The organism is Megalodesulfovibrio paquesii, assembly GCF_054653055.1.
Genome location: NZ_BAAIGQ010000007.1, coordinates 120,455 through 137,333, shown reverse-complemented (window position 1 = coordinate 137,333; position 16,879 = coordinate 120,455). Strand labels below are relative to the sequence as shown.

General features: G+C 61.9%; 16 protein-coding genes. 15 read left to right on the top strand and 1 reads right to left on the bottom strand.

Annotation, left to right across the window (positions count from 1 at the left end; genetic code table 11):
- Positions 1 to 171: 171 nt before the first annotated feature.
- From ACYQ00_RS17040 to ACYQ00_RS17015, 6 genes are all read left to right on the top strand, one after another.
- Complete coding sequence (locus ACYQ00_RS17040) at positions 172 to 468, top strand: DVU0150 family protein (RefSeq protein ID WP_460033287.1); 297 nt, start codon at positions 172 to 174, stop codon at positions 466 to 468.
- Between the two features lie 33 nt (positions 469 to 501).
- Positions 502 to 1,557, top strand: a complete 1,056-nt coding sequence (locus tag ACYQ00_RS17035; RefSeq protein ID WP_460033286.1) for a sulfite exporter TauE/SafE family protein — start codon at positions 502 to 504, stop codon at positions 1,555 to 1,557.
- A gap of 32 nt (positions 1,558 to 1,589) precedes the next feature.
- A complete protein-coding gene (locus tag ACYQ00_RS17030; RefSeq protein ID WP_460033285.1) occupies positions 1,590 to 2,180 on the top strand; it encodes a DUF4881 domain-containing protein in 591 nt (196 codons plus the stop codon).
- 81 nt (positions 2,181 to 2,261) lie between these two features.
- Positions 2,262 to 2,555, top strand: a complete 294-nt coding sequence (locus ACYQ00_RS17025) for a hypothetical protein (protein WP_460033284.1) — start codon at positions 2,262 to 2,264, stop codon at positions 2,553 to 2,555.
- 53 nt (positions 2,556 to 2,608) lie between these two features.
- Positions 2,609 to 3,067 (top strand): hypothetical protein, encoded by a 459-nt coding sequence (locus ACYQ00_RS17020; RefSeq protein WP_460033283.1) that lies wholly within the window; start codon positions 2,609 to 2,611, stop codon positions 3,065 to 3,067.
- A 97-nt stretch (positions 3,068 to 3,164) separates the two neighbouring features.
- On the top strand, positions 3,165 to 3,545 hold the full coding sequence (locus ACYQ00_RS17015; protein ID WP_460033282.1) for a response regulator: 381 nt from the start codon (positions 3,165 to 3,167) through the stop codon (positions 3,543 to 3,545).
- Between the two features lie 41 nt (positions 3,546 to 3,586).
- Here ACYQ00_RS17015 and ACYQ00_RS17010 read toward each other — a convergent pair whose 3' ends face one another.
- Positions 3,587 to 3,934: a hypothetical protein gene (locus ACYQ00_RS17010; protein ID WP_460033281.1), complete on the bottom strand. Its 348-nt coding sequence runs from the start codon at positions 3,932 to 3,934 to the stop codon at positions 3,587 to 3,589.
- A gap of 111 nt (positions 3,935 to 4,045) precedes the next feature.
- On the opposite strand from ACYQ00_RS17010, the gene ACYQ00_RS17005 reads away from it, so the two are divergent.
- From ACYQ00_RS17005 to ACYQ00_RS16965, 9 genes are all read left to right on the top strand, one after another.
- Positions 4,046 to 6,286 carry a PEP/pyruvate-binding domain-containing protein gene (locus ACYQ00_RS17005; RefSeq protein ID WP_460033280.1) on the top strand — a complete coding sequence of 747 codons (2,241 nt, stop codon included), beginning with the start codon at positions 4,046 to 4,048 and terminating at the stop codon, positions 6,284 to 6,286.
- A gap of 3 nt (positions 6,287 to 6,289) precedes the next feature.
- On the top strand, positions 6,290 to 7,942 hold the full coding sequence (locus ACYQ00_RS17000) for an ATP-binding protein (RefSeq protein ID WP_460033279.1): 1,653 nt from the start codon (positions 6,290 to 6,292) through the stop codon (positions 7,940 to 7,942).
- Positions 7,943 to 7,955: 13 nt separating this feature from the next.
- Entirely contained in the window at positions 7,956 to 8,393 is a 438-nt protein-coding gene (locus ACYQ00_RS16995; RefSeq protein ID WP_460033278.1) for a response regulator, read from the top strand.
- 4 nt (positions 8,394 to 8,397) lie between these two features.
- A complete protein-coding gene (locus ACYQ00_RS16990) occupies positions 8,398 to 9,411 on the top strand; it encodes a sensor histidine kinase (protein WP_460033277.1) in 1,014 nt (337 codons plus the stop codon).
- 20 nt (positions 9,412 to 9,431) lie between these two features.
- Positions 9,432 to 12,125: a PEP/pyruvate-binding domain-containing protein gene (locus tag ACYQ00_RS16985; RefSeq protein ID WP_460033276.1), complete on the top strand. Its 2,694-nt coding sequence runs from the start codon at positions 9,432 to 9,434 to the stop codon at positions 12,123 to 12,125.
- Positions 12,126 to 12,134: 9 nt separating this feature from the next.
- Complete coding sequence (locus tag ACYQ00_RS16980) at positions 12,135 to 12,536, top strand: response regulator (RefSeq protein WP_460033275.1); 402 nt, start codon at positions 12,135 to 12,137, stop codon at positions 12,534 to 12,536.
- A 779-nt stretch (positions 12,537 to 13,315) separates the two neighbouring features.
- Positions 13,316 to 15,814: a methyl-accepting chemotaxis protein gene (locus ACYQ00_RS16975; protein ID WP_460033274.1), complete on the top strand. Its 2,499-nt coding sequence runs from the start codon at positions 13,316 to 13,318 to the stop codon at positions 15,812 to 15,814.
- 155 nt (positions 15,815 to 15,969) lie between these two features.
- A complete protein-coding gene (locus ACYQ00_RS16970; RefSeq protein WP_460033273.1) occupies positions 15,970 to 16,458 on the top strand; it encodes a chemotaxis protein CheW in 489 nt (162 codons plus the stop codon).
- A gap of 16 nt (positions 16,459 to 16,474) precedes the next feature.
- Positions 16,475 to 16,879 (top strand): STAS domain-containing protein, encoded by a 405-nt coding sequence (locus tag ACYQ00_RS16965; RefSeq protein WP_460033272.1) that lies wholly within the window; start codon positions 16,475 to 16,477, stop codon positions 16,877 to 16,879.

Sequence of the window (16,879 nt, the reverse complement as noted above, 5' to 3'; positions counted from 1 at the left end):
CTTGCTCAAAACCGCCGCACCAACACGAATGTTGATTACAAATTGAAATTATACGATTTTATTTTTCAAGCAAATCAAATTTTCACGCAAATTTCCACTGGCCTCGTTCTTGCTTCATCAGAACCGCGCTTGCGCAATAAATCACGAACACCAAAGCAAGGGAGAGCTGCAATGCGAGGCAAGTTCAAACTCATAGGCTTTATCACTGTCCTGGCGTTACTTCTTATCCCTGCAGTCGCCATGGCTGCGGGCGGCGGCGGGGCCCCTATCGTTATTGTTTCAGACACCAGAGACCTTGAAGGTATTCTGAAGTGGTGGGGCAACCTTTATAACGACAGTCATGCCTACTTCACCATGCTCACATGTGTATTGATTCCTGCTGTTGGCGTCATCTTTGGGGTCATCGCAGACTTGATCATGAGCAACATCGGCATCGACCTGCATTCCAAAGAACTGCCCGGTCATTAAATCGAAATCCCCAAGACTTGAGAGGATACAATCATGGAATGGCTTTTTGTACACATGCCCATCGCCGGTGTGGATATCTTTTGGCCCGGCCTCATCATTCTCGGGTTGGGCGTTGGTATCATCGGTGGGTTCTTTGGCATGGGCGGCGCATGGATGGTGACGCCCGGCCTGAACATTCTCGGGTTTCCCATGGCATTCGCCATCGGTACCGACATTGCCCACATGGCCGGCAAGTCCCTCGTTTCCACCATGCGGCACGGCAAGTTCGGCAACGTTGACTACAAACTTGGCCTGATCATGATCGTCGGTACGGTGGCCGGCTTTGAAGTTGGCGCTCAGATGGTCATGTGGCTGGAGCGCATGGGCAATGTCGAAACCGTCGTCCGATGGCTCTATATTGTTTTATTGACATTCATTGCCTGGATGGTCTTCAGTGACGTATCCAAGGCCAACAAAAGGGCCAAGGAAGCCGCGGCGAAGGGTCTTGAGCATTCCGGTGAGGAACACGGACTGCAGTGGCACAAGGCCCTGCAGAAGATCAAGATTCCGCCGATGATCCATCTCAAGGTCGCCGGCATTTACTGCTCCGCCTGGCTGCCTATTGGCGTCTCCTTCTTCACGGGTTGGCTGGCTGGCATCCTTGGTATCGGCGGTGGCCTTATCCGCATGCCCGCCCTCATTTACCTCCTCGGCTGTCCTACGCATGTTGCCGTTGGCACCGACCTCTTTGAAGTGATGATCTCTGGCGTGTACGGCGCCGGCACGTACACCTTCAAGGGCCGTACCGAGCTTGTGGCCGCCATCATCATGCTCGTTGGCGCCTCTATCGGTGCGCAGGTGGGCGCTGTGGCCACCAAGTACATCAAGGGTACCGGCATCAAGGTTGCCTTTGGTTGCGCTGTAGTGGGCTGCCTCATTTCCGTGTTGCTCAAGCTGCTGGTGAAGTACCTTCCTGCATACAAATTCTATCTCGACTGGAGCGCCACGTTCCTCGTCTTGGGTTTGGTGGCTGCGCTGTCCATTTACATCTTCCTCAAGATGATTGCCGGGGCACGCAAGGAAATCGCGATGAAGAAGAGCCGCGCCTAACCTGCAGTCAAGAGACAATGGAGATACATCCCATGCGAATCAAGACCTTCCTCAGCCGAATCGCCTTGCTGCTGCTCCCGGTCCTTTTGTGGGGCTGCGATTACGGCAATGTCATCCAAGGGCGAGTGGTAGAATTCAATAAGGATTCCGGCATCGTTACTTTCATCAAGGAAGAGTCCCATGACCGGAAAAACCCGCGTTACACGGCGCTGCCCCCTGTGACCATGAGGCTTCCGGCAGATCCCCATGAAGTCGGACCGTTGCCCACTCCTGGAGGGCGTATCGAACTGAATGTGAAGGATAATTTCGTGCTGGTGTACAACCCTGCCAGCAAGAACTTCCGCAAAATCCCCTTCACTCCTGTGGATATCATGGAGAACGTAACCAGGAGTCATCCGATGGTTGCGGAAAAGAAGTTCCCCATCATCGACAAGGAGAAGAATACGGTCCAGATCTTTTCCAGCCGCCAGAAGATTCTTGCAAAGTTCACTGTTGACGCCGAATCCATCAATCTTCCTGAAGATACCTGGATTTCCGGTGACGAAGTGCGCATCTTTTACAAGGAAGAAGGTCAGGCTGCGCGCTTCATGAACATCAGCAAGACGGACATCTACAAGAAGTAACAGTTCGTCTGAGCTTTGCGCCCGGGTTGCTTCCACGCCTGCAGCCCGGGCGCCTACTCTCTCAAGTGCAGGAGCAAAACAATGCAAGACGCAGCAGAACCTCAAGTACATGACTACAAAAAGCTGATATTGGTCGCGATTGCTGATATACTCATTCTTTCAGAGCTTTGTGTGGCCATGTACTACGCCTCTCAATCAGACAACGTCAACTCCACGTTCATGTCCATTTTCTTTGGTGCATGCATTCCAACACTGCTTGCCTTGCTTGTTGCAATATTTATTCTTCGGAAAAGGCGCAATCGTACTTCCGATGTGAATAACCCTGTTGCACTCCATTCTGGCCTGCACGGGGCGCAGCAATCAGTGCATGGATAATGGCTGACTTTCTGGGATATTTACCCTCAGACTGCAATAATAAGGAGTCTGTCATGCTAGGATTAGGTAAACGGCTGGAGGCACTGCATGGTCTTTCACAGCCTGGCAGTGAATCCCAGCAACGCGACTACAAAAGCTGGAGCAAGGGCCTGTTGATAGGATGTTTTGCTGGATTGATGATCATCTGCATTGTTATTGCCTACAGTGCGTTGTCCTTCAGGATAGAGGGTGTTACTGTTTCCACGACTGAATCCATCAACACCATTGAAGCAAAGGCAGACGCCAGGCTGGAGGCCAAGAGCAAGGAATTTTTCGGCCGACTGGAAGGGCAGCTGGCCGCCATGGAGGCCAAGCAGCAAGCACTGCAAACAGCCGCACTGCAGGGCGCCTTAATGGAAATGTCTCTGAAAACTGCAGCGTTGAAGATGCAGGACTACCCTGAGGACATCAAGACATCATTGGCGCAGATTGAAACCATGCTGACCAACCTCAGGCAGCGGGCGGCGCAGTGAGGTTCCCGTTGCAGGCCGACAGTTGATTGTGGGCGGAACCCGAGGCGCGGGCTCCGCCCCCTCCCCCGCCGGCTGAACAGACACCCCGGAGCTCCTCATGGAAATGACGCGCGTTCTTTTAGTTGATGATGAGCAGGACTTTCTGGATCTCATGCAAAAGCGCATGTCCAAGCGCAAGATAGACTTGCATGTGGCCGCCAGTGGCGAAGAGGCGCTGAATTTGGCCCGCTCCAACTGCTACGACGTCGTAGTCCTGGATGTAAAAATGCCTGGAATGGATGGCATTGAAACATTACGCCAATTGCGCACCATCAGTCCTGGCACGCAAGTGATCATGTTGACTGGACATGCCGATGTGGAAACTGCCGTCAAAGGCATGGAGCTTGGCGCCTTTGACTACATGATGAAGCCAATGTCCTTTGATTATTTGCTCATGAAAATTCAAGAGGCCAATTCCATGCGCTCCCTTGGCGGTTAACTGCATGCCAGGTGCTCGTTTACACAGTGCCCGCCAGATGCTCAACATTTCATGGCGGAGCTCATGCTAAGGAGCTTCATATGGCGTTTCTTCGGCACACACTCTCCCAGCTGCTCGGCCTTGGCACTTCCAAGCCCACCCCAGCCGACCTCGACGCGCTTGACGCCCTGCGCAAGGAGTTTCAAAGCCGGTGCCTCCATTTCAAACGACTGCTGCAATCCAATGGAAAAGCCCTGCACGCCATGGCTTTTTTGGAAGAAGCGTTGGATGGAGACCGCACTTTCAATGTACAGACTCTGCGAAGCACATGTGTGGATATTGCCACCAACGTCTTCACCATGATTCGATCTTTGGAAAGTATGCGCCCAGGAACGTATGATGCCCTGCATTGTTCATTCAAACGCATTCAATCTTCCATAGAGGATTCCCTTCGCACGCATACTGCACATGGAGGAGGGCAACTTATCATTCCCTTGCACGAGGCTGGGCAGCAACATGCGTTGGATATTGGCTCCAAGCTGGCCACCCTGGCCCAGGCAGCCAGATCTGTACATGCGGAAATTCCCAGAGGATTCGTCATTACGACGACATCCTTCTATCGTTTTTTGCAACATCATGGGTTGCAAGAGGAAATCAATCGCCGCATTCAGATTGCCGGAGCCTTCACCCTGCCCGAACTCATCGCCCTTTCCTCCACTGTGCAGCACTGCATCATCGAAGCCGACCTGCCCGAAGAGGTGGCCGCTGCCATATTGGAGGCTTATGCCGCCCTGGAGCAGGCCTGCGGCGCTCCGGTAAAGGTGGCCGTGCGCTCCAGTGCGTTGGGTGAGGATGCGCATGGCGCGTCTTTTGCCGGCCAGTACCGCACCGAGCTCAATGTGGACCGCGCCTCGATTCTGGAACAATACAAGGAAATCGTAGCCTCCAAGTATGGCGTCACGGCCATGGCCTACCGCCAGGCCAAGGGGCTTCTGGATGAAGATGTGGCCATGTGCGTGGGATGCCTGGAAATGATCGACGCCGTGGCCAGCGGTGTGGCCTATTCCACCGACCCGCTGGATCCTGATGGTGACGGGGTGCATATCCACAGTGTCCTTGGGCTGCCCAAAGCCGTGGTGGACGGCCAGACTCCGGCGGATCGATTTATCGTTTCCCGCACAACGGGCGAACTGCTCGACGCACACCTTGCCAGCAAGGCGACACGCATCGTGCTGCACCCGGAAGAAGGGATCATTCTTGATCAGACGCCACCCGAGTTGCAGGATCTGCCCAGTCTCACCGCGGAGCAGATCCGGCAGGTGTCCAGGTTGGCGCTTGAGCTGGAACGACACTTCCGCTGCCCGCAGGATGTGGAGTGGGCGTTTGCACCGTCGGGAAAACTGGTGCTCCTGCAGTGCCGTCCACTGGCTGTGCAGGCGCCCTCCCCTGCGGCTGCCCGGGTTGCCGACGAAACGAATGCGGCGCTGGCAGAGCTGGCCGGTCAGGCCATTGCCAGGGGCGGCCAGACGGCCAGCCCCGGTGCGGCGTCGGGCCCTGTGTTTGTGGTGCGTCAGGGCGCGCATCTGCTGCAGTTTCCGGCTGGTGCGGTACTGGTGGTGCAGCAGGCCCTGCCCCGCTGGGCTCCACTGCTGCAGCGGGCCGCGGCCGTGGTCAGCGCCAGCGGCAGTACGGCCGGACACCTGGCCAATGTGGCCCGGGAATTCGGCGTGCCGGCCATTTTTGGCATAGAAGACGCCGTGGATTTGCTGGCCCAGGCTGGGGAAATCACGGTGGACGCCACCCATTGTCTGGTGCTGCCCGGCCGGAACGAAGGCGTGCTCCTGGCCGCCGCCAGTCCGCGCAAAAACACCCTGGTCGGCAGTCCGGCCTATCGCATGCTGGAGCGGGCCGCCTCCCTCATCGTCCCCCTGACCTTTCTGGATCCCGCGGCCGCCACCTTCCACCCCGACTACTGCGCCACCCTGCATGATATCACCCGCTTTTGCCACGAAAAGGCCGTGGACGAGATGTTCCGCGGCCGGGAAGAGTCCGATAGCGAGGCGGGACGGCAGTTCCCCATCGGCCTCAGCAAGCAGCTGGCTCTGGACGGCCGGCCCATGCAGTACTGGGTGGTAGATCTGGATGATGGCCTGCACGCCCCCGTTGCCGGGCCGTACGTTTCCCTGGAAGAGGTCGCCTGCGTGCCCATGCTGGCCTACTGGCGCGGGTTGACGGCCATCCCCTGGGAGGGCCCCCCGGCCGTGGACGCCCGCGGGTTCATGACGGTGATGCTGGAGGCCGCCACCAATCCGGATTTGGAGCCGGGCATGGCTTCGGCCTTCGCGCAGCAGACCTATTTTCTCATCTCCAAATATTTCATGAGCCTGCAGTCAAGAACTGGCTTCCACTTCTGTACGGTGGAGGCCATGGCCGGCCCGAATGTGGACGAGAACACCCTCTTTTTCAGCTTCAAGGGCGGCGCAGCCAGCATCGACCGCCGGGAGTCCCGGGCCCAACTCATCGCCGAGCTGCTGGCCGAGCTGGACTTTGCTGTCGAAGTCCGGGCCGACACCCTGACTGCCCGGCTGGAAGGCTACGACCAGGAACGAATGGAAGCTGCCATCCGCCAGATAGGCCATCTCGTCCAGCACACCCGGCAACTGGACATGGTCATGGGCGATGCGGCCCGGGTCGCCGCGCTCCGCCAGCAGCTTCGCCGGGATCTGCAACGTGTCGGTTCACCGGAATTCGCAGAGGCATAAGCCATGGAATCCTCGCCATATACCGCCTTGCGCCTCAAGATCATCGGCGCCACTCTGTTGCTCTCCCTCACGCCGCTGTTCTCCCTGGGCTACATCATCCACACCTCCTTCAGCCAGGCCTACAAGGAGAAGGTGGAACGCGCCCTGCGCATCATCATGGAAGACAAGCGCAACGCCATTGACATGTTCCTGGAGGCCAGCCTCTCCCAGCTGCGCACCGTGGCCGAGAGCTACACCATGGACGAGCTGAGCGATCAGGACCGCCTGACCCGGATCCTGGCCACATTGCAAGGCTCCTTCCATGCCTTCATGGACCTCGGCGTCATTGATCAGGATGGCAACCACATTGCCTATGCCGGCCCATACAAACTCAAGGGCTTCAATTACAGTCAGGAAGTCTGGTTCAATGAAGTCATGCGGCGCGGCATTTACGTCAGTGATACGTTCCTGGGCTTCCGCAACTACCCGCACTGCATCGTGGCCGTGCTGCGCCGGGAAAAGGACAAGGTCTGGGCCATGCGCGCCACCGTGGATACAGACGTCTTCAATACCCTGGTCCGCGCCGTGCCCATGGGGCGGCAGGCCGAGGCCTTCCTGGTGAACGGCAAAAGCGTGCTGCAGACCATGTCCAGCCGGCACGGCCCGGTGCTGGGCACCGCTGAACTGCCCATGGAGGGCCCGTTCTCCGGGGCCCACGTTTCCGAATCCACCCTGCCCAACGGCCACATCCTGCTCACCGGCATGACCTGGCTGCAACAGGCCAACTGGCTGCTCGTGGTGCAGGAGGATACGGCCGAGGAGATGACCCCCCTGCTGCGCACCCAGCGCCAGACCTTCATTATAGTCCTGGCTGGCGGACTGGTCATCCTCATCGGCGCCTTCATCACCTCCGGCAGCATCGTCGCCCGGCTGGCCCAGTCCGACAAGGAAAAGGCCATCATGGACGCCGCGCTCATGCAGTCCGGCAAAATTGCCGCCATTGGCAAGCTGGCCGCCGGCGTGGCCCACGAAGTGAACAACCCCCTGACCCTGATTCGCGAAAGCGCCGGCTGGATCCGCGACCTCCTGGGCGAGGAGGACAAGGAACACGTTAAAAATTATGATGAAATTGACGAAGCCCTTATCAAGATAGACCAGCACGTGGAACGCGCCCGCACGGTGACGCACCGCCTCCTCGGCTTTGCCCGCCGCATGGAGCCCATGCAGGAGCACATCGACCTGAACGCCGTGCTGGAGCAGACCACCAAGTTCCTGGAAAGCGAGGCCCTGTACCGCAGCATTGCCATCCATAAAGCCTTCGACCGCAACCTGCCCTCCATCACCACGGACCCGGCCCAGCTCCAGCAGGTCTTTCTGAATCTGCTGGAAAACGCCATCGACGCCATCGACCGCCAGGGCGAAATCACCATCGCCACCCGCCAGGAAGGGGAGGACGTGATTGCCACCGTGACCGACTCCGGCCCGGGCATCCCCAGGCATATCCAGGACAAGATCTTCGACCCCTTCTTCACCACCAAAAAGGTTGGCGAGGGAACGGGCCTGGGCTTGTCCATCAGTTACGGGATCATCGAAAAGCTGGGCGGCCACATTGCCGTGGAAAGTGAGGAAGGCCACGGCGCCACCTTCACCGTGCGCCTGCCCCTGGCGGCACGCTGAGAGGAGCGCGCAGATGCATCCGATCACGGTATTGATTATTGATGACGAGGAAGAATTCGTCTCCCTGATGGTCAAGCGTCTCGGCAAGCGCGGTCTGACCGCAGCCGGCGTCATCAGCGGACGAAAGGGATTGGAACACCTGGAATCCCACGCCGTGGACGTGGTCATCCTGGATGTGATGATGCCCGAGTTGAACGGCCTGGAAACACTCAAGGAAATCAAAAAAAAGCACCCGGAGGTGGAAGTGATCATGCTCACGGGGCACGGCTCGGTCAAAACCGGGCTGGAGGGCATGAGCTACGGCGCCTTCGATTACGTGCTCAAGCCATACAACCTGGAGGAGCTGCTCCTGCGCATCCAGGCCGCGGCAGAACGCAGGGCCCTGCGCCGGTCGCAGGTCTCTGAATCCAGTATGGCAGCGGACAATCATTCAGAGTCTCAGGAAGGCTGATCCCGTGCTCGCGCTTGGGCTGTTCTCTTCTTCCGGGCAGGCACCCCCCAACCCACAGCAACTGCTCCGCCTGGGGCGTCTGGCCACTGCCGGCCTGGCGCTTCTGGGCGGGCTGCTGTGGCTGCTGGGGTTGAGTGCCGCGGGCGTGGGCTTTCTGGCCGCCGCCTCGACCCTGGCCGTGGCCGGCGCCTGGTGGATGCAGCGTTCCCTGGCCCGCTCCCTGGCCCACGTGCAGAACCTGGACAAAGCCCTGCTGCAATCCCAGAAAATGGCCGAAATCGGCCAGCTGGCCTCGGGGGTGGCGCATGAGATCAACAACCCTCTGGCCATCATCGGTCAGGAAGCCGAGCTGTCCCTGCTGCTCCTGGGTGAGGAGAACCCGAGCGGCCATGGTGCGGACATCCGCGACAGCCTGCGGCAGATCTGCCAGCAGGTGGCCCGCGGCGGGGAGATTACCCGCAAGCTCCTGGACTTCTCCCGTCCACGCGAGGCCTTTGTGCAATCCTGGGAACTCAACCGGCTGGTGGAGGACATGGTCCTGCTGGTGGAACGCGACGAGCGGCTCCTCGATGTGGAGGTCCTGCGCAGCTACGATCCGGAGCTGACCACCCTGCGCACCGACGGCCCGTTGCTGCGGCAGGTGCTGCTCAACCTGCTCAACAATGCAGCCCAGGCCGTGCAGGCCGCCCAAGCCGCCCAGGAGCATTCCCCCCGCCGGGGCCGCATCATGGTCACCACGGCCTGCGTGGGTGGCCGGGTCGAAATTGGCGTTCGGGACAGTGGCCAAGGCATCGCCCCGGAACATCTGGACAAAATCTTCACCCCGTTCTTCACCACCAAGGCGCCCGGTCAGGGCACCGGGCTGGGGCTGGCCCTGTGCAAGCGCATGGTGGAAAGCCTGGGCGGGGTCATTCGCGTGGCCAGCCTGCCCGGCCTGGGGGCCACCTTCACCATTGAACTCCCCCTGGACCCCGTGCGTGTTGCCGGCCCGCAGCCACCGGCCAGCGTATCAATCTGACGTGGGTGAAAGGAACCGCCATGGCCGACGCCCCTCTGCACCAGATCATCTCCTCTGCCGTCAAACGGCTCCTCCCCGCGCACCGACGCAAGGCCGCCACGGCCCGGGCCGATCGCCAGGCCTTTTTCCGCGCCCGCTATCAGGCCTTTCTGCAGCTCCTGGAATCGAACACCGAGCTTCTGAACATCATTTCCGAACTGGAAACCCGCCACGCCGGCGGCGAGCTGGTGGGGCTGGCCCAGCTGCGGCAGCTCGCCACCCGGGCCATGTTTCACGGCCTGCGGATGATCGCCAGTTTCGAGACCCTTTCCGGCAAGCCACAGCCCGAGCTGCGTTCCAGAATGGACGCCATCCGGGACCGACTCACCCATGTGCTCGCCAATCCTGAACATCTCGCGGAAGCGCTGGCCGCGCCGGCGGTTCTGTCACTTGCTGCATTGCATCGGGAGCTGGTGGACATTGCCGGCGCCAAGGCCGCCAACCTGGGCGAGCTGCACGGCCGCCTGGGCCTGCCCACGCCGGATGGCTTTGCCGTCACCGTGGCGGGATTCCGGCAGTTTATCCAGGAAAATGCCCTGGACGATGTTATCCGCCTGTGCATCTCCATCATCCAGCCCGGCGACCCCGCCTCCCATGCCGAGGCCAGCCGGAGCATCACCGAGGCCATGCTGGAATCCCCCCTGCCCCGGGCCCTGGAGCAGGCCATGCTGGACGCCTTTGACGCCTGCGCCGCGCGGCTGGGGCTGGCACCTGAGGATCTACGCGTGGCCGTGCGCTCCAGCGCCCTGGGCGAGGACGGCGAGCTTTCCCACGCCGGGCAGTACCTGAGCGTGCTCCACGTGGCCCGCGACCAGCTCTGCCAGGCCTGGCGACGCGTGGCGGCCAGCCTGTACTCCCCCCAGGCGTTAAGCTATCTGCTCCAGCATGGCCTTTCCCTGGACGGGCTGGCCATGTGCACGGCCTGCATCCAGATGGTGGACGCGCAGTCCAGCGGTGTCATGTACACCCGCCACCCCTGGGGTCTGGGCCGGCGGGCGTTGTACATCAACGCCGTGTGGGGCCTGGGGGCCTTTGCCGTGGAAGGCCGTGTCCAGCCGGATGTGTACATTCTGGATGCGGATTCCGGCATGGTGTTGCAAGAGCGTCTCGGCAGCAAGACCTCCATGCTGACCCGCAGGGATGATGCCCTTGTGGAACTGGAGACGCCTGCGGCCCTGCGCGCCCTCCCCTGCCTCCTGCCGGAGCAGCTCCAGGGCCTCACCCGCGCCGCCCAGGCCCTGGAGCGCCACTTTGGCCAGCCGCAGGATGTGGAGTGGGCCGTGGACCCTGCCGGCTCCCTGCAGTTTCTGCAGTCCCGCCCCCTGGGGCAAAGCCATCAGACCGACGCGGATTTTGCCGGCCTGCAGGACTGTTCCCTGCCCCTGCTGGCCGAAGGCGGGGACGCCGCCTGCCCCGGTCTGGCCGCCGGGCCGGTCTTTCTTTCCGCCACACCCGAGGACGCCGCAAACGTGCCTGAAGGAGCCATCCTCGTGGCCCGGCACTCCTCGCCGGGCTACACGGCCCTTTTTCCACGGCTGGCCGGGGTGATCACCGAACACGGCAGCGTGACCGGGCACATGGCCTCCGTCTCCCGCGAATTCGGCCTGCCCACCCTGGTGGGCCTGCCGGACGCCATGACCAGACTGCCATCCGGCCGCCCCGTGACCCTGGACGCATGGTCCCGCCGGGTGCATGCCGGCCTCCACCCGGAAGCCCTGGAAGCCCAGCGCCAGGCCAGGGAGTCCAGCGCCCGGGCCTCCTGTTCCCTGGACGCCCCGACCTCCCCGGCCAGGGCAGCCCTGCAGACCCTGCGGCGCGAAGTGGTGCCCCTGACCCTTACCGACCCCAAGGCCCAGAGCTTCGCCCCGGAACACTGCCGCACCCTGCACGACATCATGCGTTTCCTGCACGAGAAGTCCTATGGCGTCATGTTCGCCATCAGTGATCACGCCGCCGGCACCGCCGGAGGCAAGCACGATCCCACCTCCCCCGACGCTGTAGACGAAGGCTTTGCCCTGCCCCTGGACGGCACCACCGGTCTGGACCTCTACATCATCGACCTGGGCGGCGGCCTGACGGAAACCGCCCACCGCCGCCACCGCGTCCCCGTGCAGGATGTCGTCTCCCGGCCCTTCAGGGCCCTGCTCCAGGGGCTGATTCTGGATCCGCAAACCCAGGGGCCCCGGCCCGTGCATCTGAAAGGATTCCTCTCCGTGCTGGGCGAGCAGCTGGTAGGCGAACATCATCTGCACAAGGAGCGGTTCGGCGACCGCAGCTACGCTATCATCTCAGACAAATATCTCAACTTCAGCTCCCGAGTCGGCTACCACTACGGCGTGCTGGACTGCTACTGCGGCCGCACGGTGAACAAGAATTACATCACCTTTTCCTTCAAGGGCGGCGCAGCGGACGAGCAGCGCCGCAGCCGGCGTGCCCGCGGCATCGCGCTCATTCTGGAACGTCTGGGCTTTCAGGTGGAAACCACGGGCGATCGCGTTGCCGGCCGGTTCCAGAAGTACGACGCCGCCAAGATCGAAGCCGTGCTCGTCCAGATGGGCCGGTTGCTGCAATACACCCGGCAGGTGGACATGCTCATGACCGGCGAATCCAGCGTCCAGGCCCTGGCCGACTGTTTCTTCACCGGCGCATGCTACTTTGAACCCTCTGCCCTGTGAGGAACCGCCATGCCCGAATCCCTCCATGCCATCCGCGTGCTGATTGTGGACGATGAAGAACGCTTCCGCGAAACCCTGGCCAGGCTGCTGCGGGCCAAAGGCTTTCAGGCCACTACGGCTGCCGGCGCGCTGGAAGCCCTGGCCCTGCTGGAGCAGGAGACCTTCCAGGTGGCGCTCCTGGACGTGAAGATGCCCGGCATGGGCGGCCTGGAAGCCCTGGAGGCCATGAAACGCCTTGCCCCGGCCATGGAAGTGCTGGCGCTCACGGGCCATGCCTCCATGGATGTGGCCGCGGCCATGCTGGAACGCGGCGCGGCGAACTACTTCCTCAAACCCTGCCCCGTGGGCGAACTGGCCGACGCCATTCTGCAGGCCGTGGACCGCGCCGACGTCGCCGGTGGCGGGGAATAGCTGCGCGAATTTTCGCAGGTCGCCATTGGCGCCCGGAGTGAGCCACTCCTTCTTTCGGGGAGGACCGTCCGCCAAATGCCTGGATTGTGGTGGACTCACGGTGCCTGCGACATTTACTGGAAATTCCCCTCCCCAACACCCGTGCGTCCTTTCTGACCCACCCCCTCCACCCTCCGTGCTGGCACACATTAGTTGAATCAGGTTGCCCAAATGATTGAAACCTGTTAATGATTTGACTGTAGTCTTCCAGAATTGCCGGAGCACATCGGCAGGCACTGCGTGGCACCTCGTCAACGCTGTGTTTTCCCCGACGTGTCCCCCGGTGGCGCGTTCGTTGTGGCTCGCAAGGAAGGGTGTGGTCCCAGACCGAAAGTGAAGGACAAGGGGGGCAAGGGTGCGCTGTTTGCCAAGCAACGCTATGCGTGCGCTGTGTGATGTCCGTCGAACCCTCGTAGCGGCGCATGCCTGCATGGCACCGTACGGTGCCATCACGCACCACGCACGAGGCCCTGCGGCCCCGACTCCCTGCCGGCTTTCCAGCCGACATTTCTACCTCCTCCCCTCCAGTTGCCACGGCGAGCCTCTGGCGTCTCGCCCAGGACACCTGGCCCTCGCCACCGGCTCGGCCTGCAGCCCGCTGGTTTCGACCATGCATCCCCCTGCCGACAGCACGCATGCAGTGCGCTGCCCGGCCCGCACGCCGTGACGCACCCCGTTGGCCGTCTGTACGTTGTTGTAGGTATCCAGATCGTTGCAACACAGTTCCCGAGGAGATTCCGATGCGCAACAACCTGACAAGCCGTCTGAGCTTCAGGCTCGTCGCCAGCTATGCCGTCATCATCCTTTCCCTGGCAGGGGTGGGGTACACCGGCTATGACGCCGCCAAAACCATCAGCAACGATCTGAGTGAACTCTTTGGCCATTTCCTCCCCGGCATAGACAGCCTCATCGAGGCCGACCGCGACCTGCACCAGCTGCTGGTGGCCGAGCGGTCCATGGTCTTTACCGATGCGGATTCCGCAGGCTTCAAGGAACTGCTGGACGCCTACGACACCAACCTGAAGCAGGCCCAGGACCGGTTCAACAAATTCAAGAACATGGCCCAGACGCCGGAAGAGAAAGCCTTTATCGCGCAGTTTGAAAAGGATCTCGCCGTCTGGAAGGAAACCTCCCGGCAGGTGGTCCAGGCCCGGCAGCGCAACACCATGGATGGCCAGGAGCAGGCGAAGACCCTGACCATGGGACAGGCCAGCGAGCAATTCGAGACCATGCGCGAATCCATCAACAAGCTGACCGAACTCAACCTGGAGTACGCCGCCCAACGCGAGCACAACGCCAAGGAGGTGTTCGCCAAGTCGGTCATGCTCATTGCCCTGCTCACCGGAGCCATGATCCTCTTTGGCAGCCTCACGGCCTGGCTGATCATCCGCAGCGTGACCCGCAGCCTGGGCGGCGAGCCCGGGGATATTGCCGCCATGGCCAAGCAGGTGGCCATCGGCGACCTGACCCTGGACTTCCACGCCAACGCCCACCAGGACAGCGTCTACGAAGCCATGCGCGCCATGGTGTCCGCCTCCCGCAAGGTGGAAGGCATCGTCTCCAAGCTGGCCGAGGGCGACCTGCAGGTGGATGCCGCGGCCCGTTCGGACAAGGACTCCATGATGCATTCCCTGCAAAAACTTGTGCATGCGGAAAAGGAAGTCAGCCGGACTGTGGGCCTGCTGGCCATGGGCGATCTGAGCGTCTCCCCCATCCCCCGGTCCAACAATGATGATCTGATCACCGCCCTCGCCAGCCTCGTGGCCGCAGAACGCGAAACCGTGGCCACGGTGGAGCAGCTGGCCTTGGGCAACCTGCAGGTGCAGGTGAGCGAGCGCTCCGAGCGCGATACCCTCATGCAGGCTGTCAAAACCCTGGTGGAGGCCGAACGCCGCGTGGCCCAGGTGGCCGAGCAGCTGGCCCAGGGGGATCTGGAAGTGACCCTCACCCCGCGCTCCGAGGCCGACCTGCTCATCCAAGCACTGCAGCGGCTGGTGGCGGCGGAGCAAAGCACCGTGACCACGCTCAAACGCGTCGCCGTGGGCAACCTGGATGTGGCAGCCCAGCCCCGCTCGGAAAAGGATGAGCTCATGCGGGCCATTCAGGCCCTGGTGGAAGCCGAGCGCGGCATCGTGGCCCTGGCTCAGGGCCTGGCCATCGGCCGGATTGACCAGACCATCCGCCCCCGCTCCGACGAGGACGCCCTGATCCAGGCCCTGCACGGTCTGGTAGAGGCGGAAAAGCGCATTGCCGCCATTGCCCAGGAGCTGAGCCAGGGCAATCTGGAAATTGCCGTGGAACAGCGTGATGCGCAGGATGTGCTCATGCACTCCCTGGGCGAAATGGTCCGCCGGCTGGCCGACGTGCTGCGCGACGTGAAAAACGGCGCCGAAAACGTCGCCGCTGGCAGCGAGCAGATGAGCGCCGCCTCCGAGCAGCTCTCCCAGGGCGCCACGGAACAGGCCGCCGCTGTGGAGGAAAGCTCTGCCTCCATGAACGAGATCAGCGCGTCCATTTCCCAGAATGCCGACAACGCCACCCAGACGGAAGTCATCGCCCTCAAGGCCGCCCAGGACGCCAAGGAATCCGGCCAGGCCGTCAGCCAGACCGTGGCGGCCATGAAGGAAATCGTCAGTAAGATCTCCATCATCGAGGAAATCGCCCGCCAGACCGACCTGCTGGCCCTGAACGCCGCCATCGAGGCCGCCCGCGCCGGGGACGCCGGCAAGGGCTTTGCCGTGGTGGCCTCGGAAGTGCGCAAACTGGCCGAACGCAGCCAGGTGGCGGCCTCGCAAATCACCGAGCTGGCCGCCAACAGCACCGGCGTGGCCGAAAAGGCCGGGGTGCTCCTGGACAAGCTGGTGCCGGACATTCAGAAAACCGCCGGTCTGGTGCAGGAAATCGCCGCAGCCTGCAACGAGCAGAACATGGGCGCCCGCCAGGTGAGCACCGCCCTGGAACAGCTCGACCAGGTCACCCAGCAGAACACCACCTCTGCCGAAGAACTGGCTTCCACTGCCGAGGAAATGAGCGCCCAGGCCCAGCAGCTCCAGCAGAGCATCGCCTTCTTCTCCCTGCAGGAAGACGGCGAGAAAACCGCCGCCCGCTCCGCCGTCAAGCCCCACAGGAGCCTGCCCGGCGGCCGTGGGGACAAGCCGGCTTCCGCCAAGACTGCCAAGAAAATCGTCCTGGACTTGAGCGAGGGGGATGCCATGGACGATGCGTTTGAACGCTACTGACCCCTGCCGTCCCCTGCGCGCGCCGGCTTGTCCGGCGCGCGCCATGGCCCACGCCTGCCGCATGCCGCCCCGTCTGGCTTTGCAGGACGCGGCTGGCCCGTGACCGCAGGGAGGCCCTCCGGCACGGATATCAGGATCGTCATCTGGGAGGCTTCATGAGCGTTGGCGCACCCAAAAAGCATCTGTCCTTTACCCTCAATGGCGAATTCTTTGCCTTCCACATCGCCTCGGTCCGGGAAATCCTCGATTTTTGCGACATCACCCGCATCCCGCATGCGCCGTCCTTTATCCGGGGCGTGGTCAACCTGCGGGGCAATGCCATCTCCGTGGTGGATCTCAAGCACAAATTCGGCATGGGCCGCACGGAACGCACCATCTTTACGCGGATCATCATTCTGGAACTGGAAGAGGAAGGACGCCAGTTGCTCATCGGCGCCCTGGCCGACTCGGTCAAGGAAGTGCTGGAACTGGATGAACAACAGGTCGCCCCGGCGCCGCAAATGGGCGCCAGCGTCCGCACGGACTTCATCAAGGGAGTGGCCCGCCATCGCGATGCCTTCATGCTCCTGCTGGATGAATACCGGGTGTTCGCCCCCGAGGAGCTTGAGTCCCTCCACCCCGCCGCCGATGCCGCGGCACTGTGAACGGAGCGCAGCCACCATGGAGATCACGTTTCCGCCCCATTGCACCGTGGAACACGCCCAGGCCATCAAAGCCACACTATTGCAAGCCCTGCAGGCCGGCGGCGACGTGCACTGCAGTTTTTCCCGGGTGGCCGAAGCGGACTTGTCCTTTTTCCAACTACTGACGGCAGCCCGCCGCAGTTGTGAGGACGCCGGCGTGGCCCTGATCTGCGCGCGGGATCTGCATCCGGATTTCCGCTGCGCGGCCTTGGCCACCAACTGGGGGGATCTTATCGCCAGTCATCCGAAGAACGCGGGCGACGCGGCCAGCGCATCGGGCGATCCTGGCACGCCGCCTCCCCTGGCCTCCGCCCTGGCCCGGGAGCTTGCCACGGGGCTTGGCCTTTCCCCAAAATCGCCCGAATCTGGTGACGCACGTTGA

Excerpts from the sequence above, each read along its gene's own strand:
- ACYQ00_RS17040 (WP_460033287.1), top strand. The coding sequence starts at position 172 with ATGCGAGGCAAGTTCAAACTCATAGGCTTTATCACTGTCCTGGCGTTA.
- ACYQ00_RS17035 (WP_460033286.1), top strand. The coding sequence starts at position 502 with ATGGAATGGCTTTTTGTACACATGCCCATCGCCGGTGTGGATATCTTT.
- ACYQ00_RS17030 (WP_460033285.1), top strand. The coding sequence starts at position 1,590 with ATGCGAATCAAGACCTTCCTCAGCCGAATCGCCTTGCTGCTGCTCCCG.
- ACYQ00_RS17025 (WP_460033284.1), top strand. The coding sequence starts at position 2,262 with ATGCAAGACGCAGCAGAACCTCAAGTACATGACTACAAAAAGCTGATA.
- ACYQ00_RS17020 (WP_460033283.1), top strand. The coding sequence starts at position 2,609 with ATGCTAGGATTAGGTAAACGGCTGGAGGCACTGCATGGTCTTTCACAG.
- ACYQ00_RS17015 (WP_460033282.1), top strand. The coding sequence starts at position 3,165 with ATGGAAATGACGCGCGTTCTTTTAGTTGATGATGAGCAGGACTTTCTG.
- ACYQ00_RS17010 (WP_460033281.1), bottom strand. The coding sequence starts at position 3,934 with ATGCAGGGCATCATACGTTCCTGGGCGCATACTTTCCAAAGATCGAAT.
- ACYQ00_RS17000 (WP_460033279.1), top strand. The coding sequence starts at position 6,290 with ATGGAATCCTCGCCATATACCGCCTTGCGCCTCAAGATCATCGGCGCC.
- ACYQ00_RS16995 (WP_460033278.1), top strand. The coding sequence starts at position 7,956 with ATGCATCCGATCACGGTATTGATTATTGATGACGAGGAAGAATTCGTC.
- ACYQ00_RS16985 (WP_460033276.1), top strand. The coding sequence starts at position 9,432 with ATGGCCGACGCCCCTCTGCACCAGATCATCTCCTCTGCCGTCAAACGG.
- ACYQ00_RS16980 (WP_460033275.1), top strand. The coding sequence starts at position 12,135 with ATGCCCGAATCCCTCCATGCCATCCGCGTGCTGATTGTGGACGATGAA.
- ACYQ00_RS16975 (WP_460033274.1), top strand. The coding sequence starts at position 13,316 with ATGCGCAACAACCTGACAAGCCGTCTGAGCTTCAGGCTCGTCGCCAGC.
- ACYQ00_RS16970 (WP_460033273.1), top strand. The coding sequence starts at position 15,970 with ATGAGCGTTGGCGCACCCAAAAAGCATCTGTCCTTTACCCTCAATGGC.
- ACYQ00_RS16965 (WP_460033272.1), top strand. The coding sequence starts at position 16,475 with ATGGAGATCACGTTTCCGCCCCATTGCACCGTGGAACACGCCCAGGCC.